The 19,052-nt window shown below is 57.7% G+C and carries 16 protein-coding genes; 9 read left to right on the forward strand and 7 right to left on the reverse strand.

Annotated features, from left to right (window positions below; all coding sequences use genetic code 11):
- The first annotated feature begins 285 nt into the window (after nt 1-285).
- The 3 genes from KGB18_RS17870 (at nt 286) to KGB18_RS17880 (ending at nt 4,595) form a co-directional block, all read left to right on the forward strand.
- A complete protein-coding gene (locus tag KGB18_RS17870; RefSeq protein ID WP_123719489.1) occupies nt 286-3,024 on the forward strand; it encodes a LuxR C-terminal-related transcriptional regulator in 2,739 nt (912 codons plus the stop codon).
- A gap of 85 nt (nt 3,025-3,109) precedes the next feature.
- On the forward strand, nt 3,110-3,751 hold the full coding sequence (locus KGB18_RS17875; protein WP_123719488.1) for an MBL fold metallo-hydrolase: 642 nt from the start codon (nt 3,110-3,112) through the stop codon (nt 3,749-3,751).
- Nucleotides 3,752-3,869: 118 nt separating this feature from the next.
- The gene (locus tag KGB18_RS17880; protein ID WP_123719487.1) at nt 3,870-4,595 is read left to right on the forward strand and encodes an OmpA family protein; all 726 of its coding nucleotides are present in this window, start codon (nt 3,870-3,872) and stop codon (nt 4,593-4,595) included.
- 268 nt (nt 4,596-4,863) lie between these two features.
- On the opposite strand, the gene KGB18_RS17885 is transcribed toward KGB18_RS17880, so the two are convergent.
- Complete coding sequence (locus KGB18_RS17885) at nt 4,864-5,298, reverse strand: YhcB family protein (protein WP_030129754.1); 435 nt, start codon at nt 5,296-5,298, stop codon at nt 4,864-4,866.
- Nucleotides 5,299-5,442: 144 nt separating this feature from the next.
- Between KGB18_RS17885 and KGB18_RS17890 the strand changes: the two genes are divergently transcribed.
- The 3 genes from KGB18_RS17890 to zapE all read left to right on the forward strand — a co-directional run bounded on the left by KGB18_RS17890 (nt 5,443) and on the right by zapE (nt 8,652).
- The gene (locus KGB18_RS17890; protein ID WP_123719486.1) at nt 5,443-6,087 is read left to right on the forward strand and encodes an alpha/beta hydrolase; all 645 of its coding nucleotides are present in this window, start codon (nt 5,443-5,445) and stop codon (nt 6,085-6,087) included.
- A 24-nt stretch (nt 6,088-6,111) separates the two neighbouring features.
- Nucleotides 6,112-7,467 (forward strand): tryptophan--tRNA ligase, encoded by a 1,356-nt coding sequence (locus tag KGB18_RS17895; RefSeq protein ID WP_007905282.1) that lies wholly within the window; start codon nt 6,112-6,114, stop codon nt 7,465-7,467.
- 90 nt (nt 7,468-7,557) lie between these two features.
- Nucleotides 7,558-8,652: a cell division protein ZapE gene (gene zapE, locus KGB18_RS17900; protein ID WP_008004987.1), complete on the forward strand. Its 1,095-nt coding sequence runs from the start codon at nt 7,558-7,560 to the stop codon at nt 8,650-8,652.
- Between the two features lie 79 nt (nt 8,653-8,731).
- Here the strand turns inward: zapE and KGB18_RS17905 are convergent, their stop codons facing one another.
- The 5 genes from KGB18_RS17905 to KGB18_RS17925 form a co-directional block, all read right to left on the reverse strand.
- Nucleotides 8,732-9,712: an asparaginase gene (locus KGB18_RS17905; RefSeq protein WP_223570306.1), complete on the reverse strand. Its 981-nt coding sequence runs from the start codon at nt 9,710-9,712 to the stop codon at nt 8,732-8,734.
- Between the two features lie 77 nt (nt 9,713-9,789).
- A complete protein-coding gene (locus tag KGB18_RS17910; RefSeq protein WP_123719484.1) occupies nt 9,790-10,998 on the reverse strand; it encodes a hypothetical protein in 1,209 nt (402 codons plus the stop codon).
- 16 nt (nt 10,999-11,014) lie between these two features.
- A complete protein-coding gene (locus KGB18_RS17915; RefSeq protein ID WP_123719483.1) occupies nt 11,015-11,902 on the reverse strand; it encodes a nitrilase family protein in 888 nt (295 codons plus the stop codon).
- A 194-nt stretch (nt 11,903-12,096) separates the two neighbouring features.
- Entirely contained in the window at nt 12,097-14,043 is a 1,947-nt protein-coding gene (locus KGB18_RS17920) for a flavin monoamine oxidase family protein (protein ID WP_223570307.1), read from the reverse strand.
- A 263-nt stretch (nt 14,044-14,306) separates the two neighbouring features.
- Nucleotides 14,307-15,203, reverse strand: coding sequence for a GlxA family transcriptional regulator (locus KGB18_RS17925; protein WP_173667540.1), 897 nt, complete (start codon nt 15,201-15,203; stop codon nt 14,307-14,309).
- Nucleotides 15,204-15,447: 244 nt separating this feature from the next.
- On the opposite strand from KGB18_RS17925, the gene KGB18_RS17930 reads away from it, so the two are divergent.
- The gene (locus KGB18_RS17930; protein ID WP_038981619.1) at nt 15,448-16,584 is read left to right on the forward strand and encodes an acyl-CoA dehydrogenase family protein; all 1,137 of its coding nucleotides are present in this window, start codon (nt 15,448-15,450) and stop codon (nt 16,582-16,584) included.
- 103 nt (nt 16,585-16,687) lie between these two features.
- Here KGB18_RS17930 and KGB18_RS17935 read toward each other — a convergent pair whose 3' ends face one another.
- Nucleotides 16,688-17,728 (reverse strand): NADP(H)-dependent aldo-keto reductase, encoded by a 1,041-nt coding sequence (locus tag KGB18_RS17935; protein ID WP_123719481.1) that lies wholly within the window; start codon nt 17,726-17,728, stop codon nt 16,688-16,690.
- A 245-nt stretch (nt 17,729-17,973) separates the two neighbouring features.
- Here KGB18_RS17935 and rplM point away from each other — a divergent pair, with 245 nt between their 5' ends.
- Nucleotides 17,974-18,402, forward strand: coding sequence for a 50S ribosomal protein L13 (rplM, locus tag KGB18_RS17940; RefSeq protein ID WP_007905295.1), 429 nt, complete (start codon nt 17,974-17,976; stop codon nt 18,400-18,402).
- Between the two features lie 14 nt (nt 18,403-18,416).
- On the forward strand, nt 18,417-18,809 hold the full coding sequence (gene rpsI / locus KGB18_RS17945) for a 30S ribosomal protein S9 (protein WP_002555064.1): 393 nt from the start codon (nt 18,417-18,419) through the stop codon (nt 18,807-18,809).
- Nucleotides 18,810-19,052 lie beyond the last annotated feature (243 nt).

A 19,052-nucleotide genomic window follows, 5' to 3' on the forward strand; every position in this document is an offset into this window, starting at 1 on the left:
TGCCGAGCCTGCGAGGCTGCGTTCGACTGCGAAGCAGTCGTGAAATAAAGCGCTGCGGTGTTTCAGGACAATATTGCATTCAGGTTTTACGACTGCTTCGCAGCCGAACGCAGCCTCGCAGGCTCGACAGCTGCTACGAGCTGGTGTGGCTGTCCGGTTTACCGACACTTCTGCTTGTAGTCTTTTTGTAGCCATTTGTAGCAATAACCTTCAATAGCTCTTCGTTTACCGCTAGGCTGCGGACATCTGTAACGCCGCCATCAGCCTTTCAAACAAGAGCCGGCCATGACTGATCTGTCCCCACTTCCGGGCCCTGCAAGCGTTGCCGTCGCCGCATTGGACGGGCGCTTTTTCCGGCCTCCGCTGCCCGACGGCCATGTGCTGCGGCCGCGTTTGTGCGAGCGCCTGAGCGCCGGCCTCGGTGGCAGGCTGTTGCTGGTCAGCGCGCCAGCGGGGTTCGGCAAGAGTTCATTGGCGGTGGAGTTTTGCCAGGGGTTGCCGGATCACTGGCAAAGCCTGTGGCTAGGGTTGAGCCCTCGGGACAGCGATCCCGGTCGTTTTCTTGAACGCCTGCTTGAAGGACTTCAAGAGTATTTTCCGCAACTGGGCAGCCAGGCGCTGGGGCTGCTGAAAATGCGCCAACGTCATCAGCCATTCGCTTTCGAAGAATGGCTGGACGGTTTGCTCGATGAACTGGCTGTGCACCTTTCACCCGTTACACCGCTGTTGCTGGTACTTGATGATTATCATCTGGCCCAGGGCCCGGTGCTTGATCGTTGCCTGCAATTTTTTCTCAATCATTTACCCGATGGCCTGCTGGTCATGGTCACCAGTCGGCAACGTCCCGACTGGCATCTGGCACGCCTGCGACTGTCGCGGCAACTGCTCGAATTGCATGAGCAGGATCTTCGACTGACCCACGATGAAGCCCTGAGCCTGCTTGATCGGCACAGCATTTCATTGCGTGGCGAGGCGCTGGAGAGTTTGATCCAGCGCAGCGAAGGCTGGGTGGCAGGGCTGCGTTTCTGGCTGCTGGCGGCCTCCGAGGCGGGCAGCGAGGGCGCCTTGCCCCAATCGCTGTACGGTGGGGAAGGGCTGATTCGCGATTACTTGCTCGAAGAAGTCATCGATTGCCTGCCCGCCGAGGTGCAGTCATTCCTGTACGAGACCGCGCCTCAAGAGCGCTTTTGCAGCGAGTTGTGCGACGCCGTGCGCGAAGCCCATGACAGTGCCGAGATCCTGCGTTTCCTGCTGGCGCATCAGGTGTTTCTGGTGCCGCTGGACGAACACGGTCACTGGTACCGCTATCACCACCTGTTTTCCGACCTGCTGCGCAGCCGGCCCACAGCCCAGGCGATGGTACCGACGGCCAGCCTGCATCTGCGTGCCTGCCGCTGGTTCAACGCCCAAGGGTTACTCGATGAGGCGGTAGAGCAGGCGTTGCGTGCCGGGCATCTGGACGTTGCAGCGAATCTGGTACAAAACCTCTCTGAAGAACAGCTGCTGGCCGAGCAGAACGTCGGCATGCTGCTGCGCTGGAAAATGGACTTGCCCGACAGCCTGCTGATCAGCACGCCTCGGCTGATCGTGCTCTACAGCTGGGCGTTGGGGCTGGCCTGCCAACTGGACGCCGCCGAGGAACTGGCCAGCCACTTGAGCCGCTTCCTGCCGGCCCCGTCGGCCACTGCGCAAAAATCCATGCTGGCGCAATGGCTGGCCCTGAGCGGCATCATTGCCCGGGGGCGAGGCAATCGCGAGCTGACGTTGCTCTATTGCACCGAAGCGCTGGAGAGCCTGCCGGCCAAACGCTATGGGCAGCGCCTGATGTGCCTCTCGACATTGTCTAACCTGGCCATTGCCGACAGCGACCTTTGGCGTGCACGGGGGTTGAATCGTGAGTCCCTTGAACTGGCACAACGGGTCGGCAATCCGCTGTTCGAGGCGCTGGCCCATTACGACCGCGCTCGCGTGCTGCAAGCGCGCGGTGAGATTCTTCGCTCACTGGATGAAGTCCGCCAAGGGCTGCAACGCCTGCAAGGTTTATCCCCGCAACGGCTGTATGCGGTGCGCGCGCGCCTGACCTTATACGAGGGTTTTTTGCTGGCGCTGCGTTTGCAACCCCAGGCCGCGCGGGCACGTTTGCTCGCGGGTTTGGGTGAAGCGCGGGCCTGTCGCGACATCAGCGTGCTGATCGGCCACTGCGTGATTGCCCGTCTGGAGGGCAGCAGCGGCGAGTTCGCCAAAGCCTTCGCCGAACTCGCCGAGGCCGAGCGCCTGATGCACATCTGGGACGTACCGCCGATTTACTACCTGGCGATGATCACCCTGGTCAAATGCGAACTCTGGCTGGCCCAGGGCCGCACCGACCTCGCCGAAGCCTGGCTCACGCGATTGGGTCAGACCTACAACGGCGAGCATCCGGCAGCCCCCCCGGAATTCCATCCGCAACTGCCATTGCACATTGAACTGCAACAGGCGGTGCTGGACATGATGAAAGGCCAGTCCATGCTTGCCGAAGGGCGCTTGAACGCGTTGCATGAACACGGTCAGCACAGCGGCCGGCAGATGCTCAGCGTGATGGCGCTAAGTCAGAAAATCATCCTGTTGCTGGCGGGTGGGCGCGAATCCGAGGCCCGCAAGGCATTGGCCCAGGCTCTGGAAGCGGCCGCCGGTGGTGTCCTGCAACCGTTTGACCCATTGTTGACCGAACACCCGGACTGGCTGCGCGGGCAACTTCAACTCTGTGCGCCGACGGCTGTTTCGCAGAGTCTCTCGGAAAAACTTCCGGCCCTGGCCTCCCGCCCGGTGGTGGAGTCATCGCCTGCTGCCGAACAACTCAGTGCGCGTGAACTGGCCGTTCTGCGACTGATCGCCCAAGGGTGTTCAAACCAGGAAATCAGCGAGCAGTTGTTTATTTCGCTGCATACGGTGAAGACCCATGCCAGTCATATCAACAGTAAGTTGGGGGTTGAGCGGCGCACGCAGGCGGTGGCACGGGCGAAGGAGTTGGGGGTGTTGGCATAACGCATTTTAACGATGCATATGGGGTAAATGGCTCAGGGCAATTCTGTGCCAAAATTGGCCATTCCTGTTTTCCGAGCGTGCCCCGATGTCCCAGCAACCCACTCTCATCCGCGAAACCTTTCCCGTCGGGCCGTTGCAGTGCAACTGCACAATCATCGGCGACCCGATCACCAAAAAAGCCATCGTCGTCGACCCGGGCGGCAACCACGAACTGATCCTCGCGCGCCTCGATGCGTTGGGCCTGAAGGTGGTCAGCATCATTCACACCCACGCGCACCTGGATCATTTCCTGGCTTCCGGGCAGCTCAAGGAGAAAACCGGCGCGACGCTGCATCTGCATAAAGAAGATCAATTCCTCTGGGACAACCTGGAGATGCAGTGCCAGATGTTCGGTGTGCCTTACACCCCCGTGCCATCGCCAGATCGCTGGTTGGCCGACGACGAGGAGCTGGCTTGCGGGTGTGGGGTGGCGTTGCACACGCCGGGTCATACACCAGGTTCCATGAGCTTTTGGTTTTCAGAGGCTAAGCTGCTGATTGCCGGTGATACGCTGTTCAAGCGTGGGGTAGGGCGCACGGATTTATGGGGAGGCGATCAGGCGACTCTCGTGCGGTCGATCAAACAACGGTTGTATACCCTCGACGAAGAGGCGACGGTGGTGACCGGTCATGGTCCGGATACTCGTCTGGGCGATGAAATGCGCGGTAACCCCTTTGTACGAGCCTGAAGATGCAGTTGTGAAAGGCACGACGGAATTTTTGGCGTTGGCCATGATCCAACGCCCGCAAAGGTTCATTGCTTAAGTCCGCTGCACCACAGAATGCAAAAAAAAGTAGGAGCTCTCCATGTTCACCTCGCGTCGTTTGATTATTGTCGCTACTGCTGTGGCTTTGTTGTCCGGTTGCGCATCGCAAAACCCTTATGACAACCAGGGTCAGGCTGATGGCGGTTCTACGGGCATGAGCAAAACCGCCAAATACGGTGGCCTCGGCGCCTTGGCCGGTGCACTGGCCGGTGCTGCCATCAGTCACGATAACCGTGGCAAGGGCGCGCTGATTGGCGCCGCCGTGGTGGGGGCTTCTGCCGCCGGTTACGGTTACTACGCCGACCAGCAGGAGAAAAAACTGCGGGCCAGCATGGCTAACACTGGGGTTGAAGTGCAGCGCCAAGGCGATCAGATCAAGCTGATCATGCCGGGCAACATCACATTCGCCACTGATTCGGCGAACATCGCGTCGGGCTTCTACCAGCCGCTGAACAACCTGGCGGGCTCGCTCAAGGAGTTCAACCAGAACCAGATCGAGATTGTTGGCTACACCGACAGCACCGGCAGCCGTCAGCACAACATGGACCTGTCCCAGCGTCGCGCCCAGAGTGTGGCGACTTACCTGACCTCCCAGGGTGTCAGCGGCGCCAACCTGTCGGCGCGTGGTGCCGGGCCGGATAACCCGATTGCCAGCAATGGTGATGTGAATGGCCGGGCGCAGAACCGTCGCGTCGAGGTCAACCTGAAGGCGATTCCGGGTCAGGAATATCAGCAGCAGGGCCAGCCTGTTCAGCAGTATCAGTAACACCTGTGCAATAAAAAAGTGGGAGCGAGTCTGCTCGCGAAAGCGGTGTGTCAGTCGACATTAATCTCGACTGACACGGCCTCTTCGCGGGCAAGCCCGCTCCCACAGTGTTCTTCGTCGATCACAAGATAGTGGCCAAACACAAATCCTGTGGGAGCGGGCTTACCCGCGAAGAGGCCCTGACAGACACCAGGGATATTGGATAAGAAACAAAAAAGCCCTCGGACGATCACTCATCCGAGGGCTTTTTGTGTCGCGCGAAACCTGATTACTTCTTCAGGCCGTAATGCTCATCAAGCATGCCCGGCGCGTTCGGCATTTTAGGGGCGTAGTCGCGAGGCGGTTCCTGATCGCGCGGTGGCGTCAGGCGTTCCCGTGGAGCCTGTGCCGCGTCGGCGTGCAGGGCAGCCAGCAAGCGTTGGCGAGTCTGCTCGTCCAGGGCCAGACGGTTGGCGCCCTCGGCGAGGTGATCTTGCACTTCCTGATAGCTCTGAGTCAGTTTCTTGACCAGTGTTGCAGTGCTGTTGAAGTGGGTGACCACTTCGTTCTGATAATTGTCAAAACGTTCCTGAATATCATCCAGCTGACGTTGCGTGCGGTTAGGCGCGGCATTCGGCACCAGGCGAGCGATCAGGAATCCAATGGCGACACCCACAACCAGGGCAAGAGTCGGCAACAACCAAACTAAGAGCGAGTGTTCCACGAGTCCTTCCTCTATAAACGGCTTTGCTTTACGTTAACGGCTCGAACCTGCGCTGTATACCGCGATTCACTCGCAATAGATTGGCACAGACAATTTGCTAGACGAGTCGACCCGATTCGAGGTCACGGAGTTCCTTCCTTGCTTATGCGCGAAACCCCTGTAGTGATTGATGGCCCGGTCGGCCAACTGGAAGCCCTGTACTTAAATAGCGAGGGGCCGGATAACGAGCAGCCCCGCGGCCTGGCGCTGATCTGCCACCCGAACCCGGTGCAGGGCGGCACCATGCTCAACAAAGTCGTCTCGACCTTGCAGCGCACCGCGCGCGACGCCGGTTTGATTACTTTGCGTTTCAACTACCGTGGCGTCGGCACCAGCCAAGGCTCGCACGACATGGGCACTGGCGAAGTCGACGATGCCCAGGCAGCGGCCGAGTGGCTGCGAGCCAAACATCCTGACTTACCCCTGACCCTGTTCGGTTTCTCCTTCGGCGGATTTGTTGCAGCAAGTCTCGGCGGACGCCTGGAAGCCAAGGGCGAACAACTCAAGCATTTGTTCATGGTCGCGCCCGCCGTCATGCGTCTGGGCGATCAGGATCAACTGCCGCAACAAGGTACATTGACCCTGATCCAGCCGGAAACCGACGAAGTCATCGATCCACAGCTCGTTTACGACTGGTCCGACGCACTCGATCGCCCCCATGAGCTGCTGAAAGTGGCAGAATGCGGACACTTTTTTCATGGCAAGCTGACCGATCTCAAGGATCTGATCCTGCCGCGTCTTTCGAATTGATTGCAGTCTGACAAGCGATTACCCATGACGACTCGTACCCGTATCCTCACCGGCATCACCACCACCGGCACGCCGCACCTGGGCAACTACGCCGGCGCTATCCGTCCGGCGATCGTCGCCAGCCGTGACAGCAATGCCGATTCGTTCTACTTCCTGGCCGACTACCACGCCCTGATCAAATGCGATGACCCGCTGCGCATCCAGCGCTCGCGTCTGGAAATCGCCGCGACCTGGCTGGCCGGTGGCCTGGACGTGGACCGCGTGACTTTCTATCGCCAGTCCGACATCCCGGAAATCCCTGAACTGACCTGGCTGCTGACCTGCGTGGCCGCCAAGGGCCTGCTCAACCGCGCCCATGCCTACAAGGCCTCGGTGGACAAGAACGTCGAGACCGGTGAAGACCCGGATGCCGGCATCACCATGGGCTTGTACAGCTACCCGGTGTTGATGGCGGCGGACATTCTGATGTTCAACGCCCACAAGGTGCCGGTCGGTCGTGACCAGATCCAGCACGTGGAAATGGCGCGGGATATTGGTCAGCGCTTCAACCACTTGTTCGGCCAGGGCAAAGAGTTCTTCACCATGCCCGAAGCGCTGATCGAGGAGAGCGTCGCCACCTTGCCAGGGCTCGACGGTCGCAAGATGTCGAAGAGCTACGACAACACCATTCCGTTGTTCAGCAGCGCCAAAGAGATGAAAGACGCGATTTCGCGGATCGTCACCGACTCCCGTGCCCCGGGTGAAGCCAAGGATCCGGACAATTCGCACCTGTTCACCTTGTTCCAGGCCTTCGCTACGCCGGCACAATCCGACGAATTCCGCAGCGAATTGCTTCAGGGGCTGGGTTGGGGCGAGGCGAAGAATCGTCTGTTCCAACTGCTCGACAGCGAATTGGGCGAATCCCGCGAGCGTTATCACCAGCTGATCGAACGCCCGGCGGATCTGGAAGACATGCTGCAGATCGGCGCCAAAAAGGCCCGTTCGGTGGCGACGCCGTTCCTCCACGAACTGCGTGAGGCGGTCGGCCTGCGTTCTTTCGTCGCTCAGACCCAAGTCGCAGCGACCACCAAGAAGAAAGCTGCGAAAGCCGCGCGCTTCGTCAGCTTCCGTGAAGACGACGGCAGTTTCCGCTTCCGTCTGCTGGCGGCCGATGGCGAGCAACTGTTGCTGTCGCGCAACTTCGCCGATGGTAAAACCGCAGGGCAAGTGACCAAGCAACTGCAATCCGGTCAGGCCTTGGACGTGCGCAGTGAAGACCTGAGCTTCAGCGTCTGGCTGGAAGGCGAGTGCGTTGCCGACAGTCCGGCCTTCGCCGACAGCGCTGCTCGCGATGCTGCCATCGGTGCTTTGCGCGTTGCCCTGACACCGGTTCAGGAATAATCAACGGCTCGGTCCGACCAAGGGCCGATTGCCATTCCCACGGGCCGTCGCTACAGTGACGGCCCGTTTTTGTTGCCTTGCTAACGAATTATGACGCCCCTAGAACGATATCAAGCTGATCTGAAACGCCCGGAATTCTTCCACGATGCTGCCCAGGAAACGGCGGTGCGTCATTTGCAGCGTCTGTACGACGATCTGGTCGCGGCCTCGCAGAACAAACCGGGCCTGCTCGGCAAACTGTTTGGCAAGAAAGACCAGGTGCCGGTCAAGGGCCTGTACTTCTGGGGCGGCGTTGGTCGCGGCAAGACTTACCTGGTCGATACCTTCTTCGAAGCGCTGCCGTTCAAGGAAAAGACTCGCACTCACTTCCACCGCTTCATGAAGCGCGTGCATGAAGAGATGAAGACCCTCGGCGGCGAGAAAAACCCGCTGACCATCATCGCCAAGCGTTTCTCCGACGAGTCGCGAGTGATTTGTTTCGATGAGTTCTTCGTCTCCGACATCACTGACGCGATGATTCTTGGCACGTTGATGGAAGAGTTGTTCAAGAACGGCGTGACCCTGGTCGCGACGTCGAACATCGTGCCGGACGGCCTGTACAAGGACGGCCTGCAGCGTGCGCGTTTCCTGCCGGCCATTGCGCTGATCAAGCAGAACACCGAGATCGTCAACGTCGACAGCGGCGTCGATTACCGTCTGCGCCACCTCGAGCAAGCGGAGCTGTTCCACTTTCCGCTGGATGACGCTGCCCAGGAAAGCCTGCGCAAGAGCTTCCGGGCCCTGACGCCGGAATGCACGGCAGCCATCGAGAACGACGTGCTGGTGATCGAGAACCGTGAAATCCGTGCCGTGCGCACCTGCGATGACGTGGCCTGGTTCGACTTCCGCGAACTCTGCGACGGCCCACGCAGCCAGAACGATTACATCGAACTGGGTAAAATCTTCCACGCCGTGTTGCTCAGCAACGTCGAGCAGATGAGCGTCACCACCGACGACATCGCCCGCCGCTTTATCAACATGGTCGACGAGTTCTACGACCGTAACGTGAAGCTGATCATTTCTGCCGAAGTCGAGCTCAAAGACCTCTACACCGGCGGTCGCCTGAACTTTGAGTTCCAGCGCACGCTTAGTCGTTTGCTGGAAATGCAGTCACACGAATTCCTGTCTCGGGCGCATAAGCCGTAGAGCTATTCAAAAATAAGTAGAACTTTTCGGAAAATAGAAAGGGCCTGCAATGCAGGCCCTTTTTTTGCGCGCTGTTTTGTCAGTTCTGAACGAGAAAGCGCGCCAGTTCATCTTGTTGCTGGCAGCCAATGAGCAGCCACAGCAAGATTCTGGTTTTGCGTGGACAGAGAAATCCAGCCATCGATGCACCTTTACGGATCAGGTCCATCTCGCTGCCAATAAACCCGTAGGTCGATTGAGCCGTGCTGCCCGAACCCGTCCGGGTGGCGACGATGACAGGGATTTTTCTGGCAATGGTTTCAATCACCTCCGACCAGCTCGCGCAAACGTGTCCTGCACCGAAACCCGCAATCACTAGCCCGTCGTAGCCCAGTTCGAGGATGTTCTCGAGTAACAGGGTATCGGCGCCAAGCGACGCTTCCAGAAGGGCAATCTTCTGTGTGGTCTGCTGAGGCAATGGTAGAACCCTGCGCTGAACCGGCAAGCGCAGATAGTTGACGGTGTTTTCCATCAGCATGCCGGCAGGACCAACGATAGGGGAGGAAAAAGCCTGCAATGCCAATGAATCGGTTTTGCGGACGGCGTTCGCTGAATGAATCTGCCCGTTCATCACCACGTGAACGCCTCGTTGACGGCTGTTTTCAGCCAGTGCGACCCGGCAAGCATCCAGTAGATTCGCCGGACCATCGGCCCCTACCTGATTTGCCGAACGCATGGCGCCGGTCAGGACCAAAGGTTCGTCGTGATCCCACAAGTAATCGAAAAATGTGGCCGTTTCTTCCAGGGTATCCGTCCCCTGAGTGATGACAACACCTGCAGCGCCTTGCTTGACCTGAAAATTCGCCCAAGCAAGAACACTCAACAAGAACTCGAAATCCAGCGAGGCGCTGGGCAACAGTCCGAGCGTTTCTACGGTGACCCGTGCCAGCGTCGTCAACTCTGGTACCGAGGCCAGCAGGATTTCGCCGCTGACGGTCGGGATCACCCCTTCGGCGGCGTTGCTGGCTTGCATGCTCACGGTGCCGCCGAGCGCCGCGATGGCGAGTTTGGGCAGGTCCATGTGATACCTCATTTGCTTGTGATGAGAAGTGGCTGTATCCGGAGCTGGTCCGTGATACAGCCCAATCGCGACACTCTTCAGCTGGCTATCAGCAGCCCTATGAACGGAATGATCAGCAACGTACTGATGGCCATGGCTAGTACATTGCCGATGAAACCATGCATGTCGGCCGGCAACCGCTTGGCAATTGCGCACGCCAGCGGTGGCGCAATCAGGGCCCCCAGCAGTGCGCTTGAGGCGATGACCTGCCAACTGCCCCCATACGTCAGAACGGCCGCCGGCACGACTGACACCAACGGAACGTAGGTCGGATACCAGCCGCGCAATATCCATTGCCGACGCCAGATCACCACCCCTAGCGCCGAGGTCAACGCCTGCGCGGCGATCAGTTGCGGCAGCAAGCCCGTGCCGTACACCGGGCTTGTCGGGTTCAAGGTGTAAGCCAGCAAGGCACCCGCTATCAAGCCGAGACTGGCCCATTCATTGCCAAAGAACGGCGCTTCCGAAAAGTCGGCCAACACCCGGCGAAGGCTCCACACGACACCATAATCAGGCGTTTTGGTGATGGCGGGTGCGAGCACAGGGGCGGACGGTTTCTTGGATGGGGCGGACTTCACCAGGCTCGGCAGGTAACGGCAGAGCAGAAAAGCGCCGACACTGGCGACCGCCATGCCCGTGACATTGCCGATCACAGCCGGCAATCCGAGGGGATTGCAGACGTAATTGACGATCAGCAAGCACATCGGAGTGACGAAGACGGCGCCCATGATTGCGCCATTGATCGTGACCTTCCAGCCGCCGCCAAACATCAGCACCATTGCCGCCGGCAATGAAACAAAGGCTGCAAACGTGGGTTGCCAACTGGTGGCCGTGACCGTCCAGCCCCACAGCAGGTTGCTCAGCAACAGGCCCAGTAACGAACTGGTGACGAGCCATGGCCATAATCCGCTGCCGTAACAAATGGTAAAGCCTTGCCAGGCTTTTCCCGTTCGATTCGCCCAGTAGGCCAGATAGGCACCTGCCAACAGCCCGATCGAAGCGAATTCGTGTTTATAGAACGCAACCTCGCTGATGTCTCCCAGGACCCAGCGCAACCAGGCGCTCGGCTCCGGAAGGCTCGATACCATGTGACTGTAGTCTGGCCAATGGGCTGACCAGGATATGCGGTAGGTGAATGAAAGCCAGATGACTAACAGTGTCGTGCCGAGCATCAACCAGATGATCGTTATATCTAGCGTCGATCTGGCGGCAAGCTGGTTTTGCGGTTTTTCATTTGTGGTTCCCATCAGTCATGCCCCCTTATCAGCGCGGCAGACAAGGGTGCAGGGTGTAACCGAGCATCTGATCGTAGAGATCGGCTCGACGATCGCGATGCAAATCGTTCAGGTTGTTCCAGATGGGCGCGCTGCGCGAGCTGGTCAGGTCGATGTCGGCAAACAGGATTTCCTGCTTGTCCGCTGAAGCTACTTGGCCAATCGGCCAGCCGTTGGTGCCCGCGATCAGCGAGCAGCCCAGGTAACGTGCACCGCGCTCTTCGCCGATCCGGCTTGCGGCCGCAATAAATACATTGTTGACGTGAGCAGCCGTCATCGTCAGGTACGACGCCATGCACTTGCCGGCGTCATCGAATAGAGGCGGCGGGGTCCAGACCCAGTTGTTCAGGCTGCAAATGATGTCGGCGCCTTGCTGACTCAAAATGCGCGGTACTTCCGGGAACCAGATGTCCCAGCAGATCAACAACCCTATGCGACCGATTGGGGTGTCGAAAACCGGGAAGCCCAGATCGCCCGGCGTGAACCACAGTTTCTCCATATTCCATAAATGAGCTTTTCGATATTTGCCGATAAAGCCGTCCGGTCCGACCAGAACGCCGGTGTTGAACAGGCGCATGCCGTCGCGTTCTGTCAAACCGGCGACCAGATAAACCTTGTGCTGACGGGCAAAGTCCATCCAGCTCTGCACGCTCGGCCCGCCAGGAACCTCCTCCGAATGTTCGAACGCATCCTGTCGGCTGCTGAAGAAATAACCTGTGCTTGAAAGCTCAGGCAGGACAATGAGATTCGCACCATCATTTGCCGCTTCCAGAGCCAATTCCAGGCTACGACGCAGATTTGTTTCGTGATTTTTCATGCCGACTTGTGGATCGAATTGCACGACTGCTACACGAACAGGGCTTGTTGGCTCGCTCATTCCCGATGACCTCTTTTTTATTGTTATTCACGCTGTTTAATTGCGTATTCATAAGAGTCGAATCGGCGCGAGGGCGTAAGTCAGCCATTTCCGTTTAGGGTGTAGTCCGTATCCCAAGATGAAAGGGCGAGGCGCTTGGTTTGTGGGGGCGAAGACAGAGCCAATGCACGCCGTGCATGGCTCTGAAGGGGGGATCAGGTTCCGACGTTATAGTGCGGGTAGTCGCTCATGGAAAAACCGCCTTGGAAGGCCGCGGCAGTTTTGTTGCAGATATGGATGACCGCATCGACGGCGCCCCGAAAGCATGGCTCGGTCCAGCCGGCATCAACTGAAAATGACTCCCCGGAAAAATACAGACCTGAAACATGCGCGAAGTCCCGGTTGTACTTCATCAGGCTCACGGCGTCGTAGTAGGTGCCAGGTCGGTATAACTTTGCGCAACCCAACGCATTTTTATCGGTCATCCAACGTTGGACCACTGCTTGATCAAGGCCAATATACGAAGAGATTTTCTCCTGGATGTTGGCGGAATTCATGAGGATCCGGTCCAGCTCTTTGGCACACTTGTACACCAATTCCTTGTCGGTGAATGAGGCCAGTTTGGTGGCGTCATCCTCCCATGTGTAACTTAAAAGGATGCAGTCATAGCTATAGTTATCGTTGTAGCGATAGGTGTAGACGTCATGAATGAAACTGTCAGTGACGATGGCTTGCGGGATTTTGCTGTTTTTTGAAAGGAAGGATTTTTTTAACGGTGCGAAGACTTTGCAACTGGTTTCCCAATGCGCGGTTTTGTAGGCATTGATCGTCTCGAACGGCAGCATCTGTGGCGTGAAGTTTTCAAGCTTGATGCGAGTTTCTATCAGCCACGAGGGAAGGGTCATGATGACCGAATCAAAGTCATCGAAGTGCTCCTGGATTTGCTCGGGTTGGCTGTGTTTCCAGTTGTAGTAGACGCGTGTTTTCTGGTTCGTCAGTTTTTGAAGTTTTGTAACGGAGGAGTCCGTGAGCAAACCGTTGTTCCTTTCCCGGCAGTGTTCGTAGAAGGACTTTCCGGTTTCGTCGGTTTTCATGAACAGCAGGCATTCGTCCAGCGCAGAGAGCCCGATGTAGCGGGGTCTGTCGAAACTCAGCCCCATCGAGTCAAAAACGGCTTCGTTGTGCAGGTAGGGTGAATCTATCGGATCGCCAGTTGAGTCCACCCGACCATGGATCAATTGCAGTTGGCTGCTGAATCCAAAAATGGCAGTGCGCAGGGGGTAAAGGGAGCAGACATCGTAAAAGGCACCCCAGCTACCGTCGCCGATGCCAATGGCATAGAAAATCGCGGACTCCTGTGCGGACATTCCCATTCCGCCAAAGTCCCCCGGTGAACGTTCATCCCAGGCTTGCAGAGCGGGCATGCTGACCAGATCGCGAAACGAAACACTCTCGTATTTTTCAACGATAGCGGCCCACATGGCTTCCCATTCCTGGCTGGCGTAAACCTCTGCGACGTGCCGGGTCATGCGATCGGCAAAGGCTTTCCACTTTGCATAAACTTTTTGCAGTTCTTCACCGGGAGGTGGTGTCTGGCCATCTTCATTTTTCCAGATCAGCATCTGCGGAGTCGGTCCGCCGCACATGCTGCCTTCTCGCAGATAGATGCCGGTCGAGGTGACCCACTGGCTTCCGGGATTGGCGAAATCCGAAAACGCCAGGTCGAACGCCTTTGCGTAGTAAGCCATCAGTGACCGGCCCTCTGTCGGTGGCTCGCCCGCCCGGTTGAAGAAGGGCATGCGCATGGCCCCCATTTCAAACGGTGTATGGCTCATCGGCGAGTGCGGGCTTCCAGGAACGGTCAGGTGCCTGCCACCGATGCGTCTGGATTGTTCTATGAGGGTGATGTGGGTGAACCCGCAACGATAAAGTTCTCTGGCAGCAGTCAGTCCGGTGACACCGGCGCCAATAATGCAAATTTTATGTTGTGGGTCAGTTGCCTTGGCGATGCCGTTTTCCTGTTCAACCAAAGCTCGATAGTCGAAGCACAAGTCGGGTGGATTCGGAAAGCGGGTCGCCCATTTGTTTTCAGCCGAGCGCTTGGTTCGAGCGGCTTCCTTTGCTACGAATGACGGGTAGTTGTAGCTTGATCCGATGGTCACTGTTGATCTTCCCTGATGGTGTTTTTAGGGAACGATGTTGAAGTTTTTAAGGGGCGGGGTCTGTGAGCAGAATCGAATGCTCTGGCGCTCTGTATTCCGCTTTTTGCGTAGGAAAATGCATAGCGAAAGAATTGCGCACGCAAAACTTGATGTGGGGGCGAGTTTGCTCGCGATAACAATGTGTCAGTCACATCAATGCTGGATGTGCCGTCATTATCGCGAGCAGGCTCGCTCCTACTTGGGATGTGTGTTGGATTTGAGTATTACGCCGCTTGCTGAAACTGCTGCCGATACTGGTTCGGGGACAACTCCGTGTGCTGGCGGAACAGTCGCGCGAAGAAGCTCGCATCATCGTAACCAACTTCATAGCTGATGGTCTTGATGCTCTTGCGGCTGCCGGACAACAAGCCCTTGGCCGTCTCGATGCGCAGTCGCTGCAGGTAGTGCAGCGGTTTGTCGCCGGTAGCGGTCTGGAAACGACGCATGAAATTGCGGATGCTCATGCCGTGTTCGCGGGCCACGTCTTCGAAGCGGAACTTGTCGGCGAAGTGTTCTTCGAGCCAATGCTGGATCTGCAGAATGATCACGTCCTGGTGCAGCTTCTGCCCGCCGAAACCGATCCGCCCCGGCGCATAGCTGCGCTGCACTTCGTAAAGAATGTCGCGGGCCACGGCCTGGGCCACGTTGGCGCCGCAAAAACGCTCGATCAGGTAAATGTAGAGATCGCAGGCCGAGGTGGTGCCGCCGGCGCAATACAGGTTGTCGGCGTCAGTCAGGTGTTTGTCCTGATTGAGCTGGACCTGCGGGAAGCGCTCGGCAAACGCATTGAAGAAACGCCAGTAGGTCGTCGCTTCCTTGCCATCGAGCAGCCCGGCCTCGGCCAGCCAGAACACACCGGTCGCTTCGCCACACAACACGGCACCGCGTGCATGCTGCTGACGCAGCCACGGCAGGACCTGTGGATAACGTTTGCAGAGGGTATCGAAATCGTCCCAGAAGGCGGGAAGGATGATGACGTCGGCATTTTCCAGGCCGCCGTCCACCGGCATGATCACGTCGCTGAAGCTATTCACCGGTTTGCCGTCGGGGCTGACCAGCCGGGTTTCAAACGCCGGTGTCAGGCCGTGGCCCAGTTGTTTGCCATAGCGCAGGCTGGCCAGATGGAAGAAATCCTTGGCTTGCATGAGGGTGGAAGCGAAAACCCGGTCGATAGCCAGGATGCTGACGCGCCGCAAGGGCGTGGAGACTTGGTTAGACATAATTCAACTTTATTCTTATAGGGGAAAGTGGTCACCAGACGGCTGGATCGTCTTATTTTTTGTCGGATGTGTCCAGTGTCCTGTATCGGAAGCGAGGCTTAGTCTCTAGAGGTCAATTCCGGCTAACAATAACCACAGGTGCCGCATGATCCCCAGAACCTTGTTCAGCTCCGAGCACGAACTTTTTCGCGATAGCGTGCGAACGTTCCTCGAAAAAGAGGCCGTGCCGTTCCATGGACAATGGGAAAAACAAGGCTATATCGACCGCAAACTCTGGAACAAGGCGGGGGAGGCGGGGATGCTCTGTTCGCATTTGCCGGAAGAATACGGCGGGCTGGGGGCGGACTTTCTCTACAGCGCGGTGGTGATCGAAGAGGTCGGTCGCCTGGGTCTGACCGGCATCGGCTTTTCTCTTCATTCGGACATTGTGGCGCCTTACATCCTGCATTACGGCAGTGAAGCGTTGAAACACAAATACCTGCCCAAACTGGTGTCTGGCGAGATGGTCACCGCGATTGCCATGACCGAGCCGGGTGCTGGTTCCGACCTGCAAGGAGTGAAAACCACCGCTGTGCTGGATGGCGACGAATACGTGATCAACGGTTCGAAGACGTTCATCACCAATGGCTTTCTGGCTGACCTGGTGATCGTCGTGGCCAAGACCGATCCGAAGGCAGGGGCGAAGGGCACCAGTCTGTTTCTGGTGGAGGCCAATACGCCGGGCTTCGCCAAGGGCAAGCGTCTGGAAAAGGTCGGCATGAAGGCTCAGGACACCTCGGAGCTGTTCTTCCAGGACGTTCGGGTGCCAAAGGAAAATCTGCTGGGCCAGGCCGGGATGGGTTTCGCTTACCTGATGCAGGAACTGCCGCAGGAGCGTCTGACGGTCGCGGTGGGTGGCTTGGCGTCAGCCGAAGCGGCGTTGCAATGGACGCTGGATTACACCCGTGAGCGCAAGGCTTTCGGCAAGGCCATCGCCGACTTCCAGAACACCCGCTTCAAACTCGCTGAAATGGCGACCGAAATCCAGATCGGCCGGGTTTTCGTCGATCGCTGCCTGGAACTGCATCTGCAAGGCAAACTCGACGTGCCGACAGCGGCAATGGCCAAGTACTGGGGCACCGACCTGCAATGCAAGGTGCTCGATGAATGCGTGCAGTTGCATGGCGGTTACGGATTCATGTGGGAATACCCGATCGCCCGGGCGTGGGCAGATGCGCGGGTGCAGCGGATCTATGCCGGGACCAATGAGATCATGAAGGAGATTATTGCGCGGTCGCTGTAATTTGCAGTGACTGGGCGGACGCCATCGCGGGCAAGCCCGCTCCCACAAGGATTGCGCTGCACCTGTGGGAGCGGGCTTGCCCGCGATTGGATCTAAAGATCAATCAAGGAGCAGGATTCGGATGATCCTGGTGAATCGCCTCGATCCCAGCCAACACTTCGTCGGAAAGTTTGAGCTCGAAGCTGGCAATGTTGCTGTCCAGTTGCTCGAGCGTGGTGGCGCCGATGATGTTGCTGGTGACGAACGGTTGCTGTGTGACGAATGCCAGTGCCATCTGCGCCGGATCCAGACCGTGTTCACGAGCCAATGCCACATAACGGCTGCACGCTGCCTCTGACTGAGGATTGAAGTAGCGGCTGAAGCGGCTGTAGAGGCTCAGGCGACCTTTGGGCGGACGCGCGCCACCTTCGTATTTGCCCGACAGGAAGCCGAACGCCAGTGGTGAATAAGCGAGCAGGCCGCACTGTTCGCGGATGGCGATTTCCGCCAGGCCGACTTCGAAGCTGCGATTGAGCAGGTTGTAGGGGTTCTGGATCGATACGGCGCGCGGCCAGCCACGGGCTTCGGCGAGGGCGAGGAAACGCATGGTGCCCCATGGGGTTTCGTTGGACAGGCCGATGTGGCGGATCTTGCCGGCCTTGACCTGTTCGTCCAGTGCTTCGAGGGTGTCTTCCAATGGCGTGAGGTTGACTTCGCTCGTGTGCTTGTAGCCCAGTTGTCCGAAGAAATTGGTGCTGCGTTCCGGCCAGTGCAACTGATAGAGGTCGATGTAGTCGGTCTGCAAGCGCTTGAGGCTCGCATCCACGGCCTGGACGATGTGCTCGCGGTTGTGCTTGAGGTTTTTGTCGCGGATGTAGTCGATGGTATTTCCGGGGCCGGCGATCTTGCTTGCCAGGATCCAGTCGGCGCGATCGCCGCGACTTTTGAAGTAATTGCCGATGTAACGCTCGGTGGTGGCATAGGTTTCGGCCTTGGGCGGCACCGGGTACATTTCGGCGGTGTCGATGAAATTGATGCCCGCGCTCTTGGCCCGTTCGATCTGGGCGAAGGCTTCAGCCTCGCTGTTTTGCTCGCCCCAGGTCATGGTGCCGAGGCAGATTGCACTCACGTTCAGATTGGTACGGCCTAGCTGGCGATAGTCCATCGGGTGCTCCTTGGGCAAAACAATCATAAAAGCAGGTTGAATTATTTTTCGCAATCTGCATAATTGCGCACCTCTTTCTGCAGTGGAAGTGATGCGCCGCCGCCGAAGAATCTTGCCGTTGAACGGACGCGCCGACCCGAGCCCCCGAAAGCGTCTGTATCCGGCTGCCTTTGACTTGTCAAAGTACGCACTATTCAGTAAGATCCGCCGTCTAATTTACAGGGCGGCCCCTGAGGCTATAAAGAATGAAAACTTTTACTGCTAAACCGGAAACAGTACAGCGCGACTGGTTTGTCGTCGACGCTGCAGGTCAGACCCTGGGTCGTCTGGCCACCGAAATCGCGAGCCGTCTGCGTGGCAAGCATAAAGCTGAGTACACTCCTCACGTTGACACCGGCGATTACATCGTCGTTATCAATGCCGAGCAGATTCGTGTAACCGGTGCTAAAACCACCGACAAAATCTACTACTCCCACTCCGGTTTCCCGGGCGGCATCAAGTCGATCAACTTCGAAAAGCTGATCGCTAAAGCCCCTGAGCGCGTGATCGAGACCGCGGTCAAAGGCATGCTGCCTAAGAACCCGCTGGGTCGCGACATGTATCGTAAGCTGAAAGTCTATGCGGGCGCTGTACACCCTCATACTGCTCAGCAGCCCCAAGAACTGAAGTTTTAACGGAATAGTTCATTATGTCGGCGACTCAAAATTACGGCACTGGCCGTCGCAAGACCGCAACCGCACGCGTTTTCCTGCGTCCGGGTACTGGTAACATCTCCATCAACAACCGTTCGCTGGATAATTTCTTCGGCCGCGAAACTGCCCGCATGGTAGTTCGTCAGCCGCTGGAATTGACTGAGACTGTCGAGAAGTTCGACATCTACGTCACCGTGATCGGCGGTGGTGTAAGTGGTCAAGCTGGCGCAATCCGCCACGGTATCACTCGCGCACTGATGCAGTACGACGAAACCCTGCGTGGCGCTCTGCGCAAAGCTGGCTTCGTTACTCGCGATGCTCGTGAAGTTGAACGTAAGAAAGTTGGTCTGCGTAAAGCGCGTAAGCGTCCGCAGTACTCGAAGCGTTAATTCGCTTTCGCGTTCAAAAAGAACGCCCAGTTTCCTCGCGAAGCTGGGCGTTTTTTTATGGGCGCGATTTATCAATGAATTGCGCTGTGACAACTTGCCACATCCGCAGAAGCCCTATACTGCAAGGCTTGGCAGTGGAGCCCCTCGGTAATTACCTTGTCAGAATTGGGGCTTTTCATTACCATTCGGCAAAATTTTTATAAGTTCAGATTTTTACTTAGTAGACGCCTGATTTAACAGGCC

The sequence above is a fragment of the Pseudomonas sp. BF-R-26 genome (assembly GCF_019947395.1).
GTDB classification, from domain to species: domain Bacteria; phylum Pseudomonadota; class Gammaproteobacteria; order Pseudomonadales; family Pseudomonadaceae; genus Aquipseudomonas; species Aquipseudomonas farris.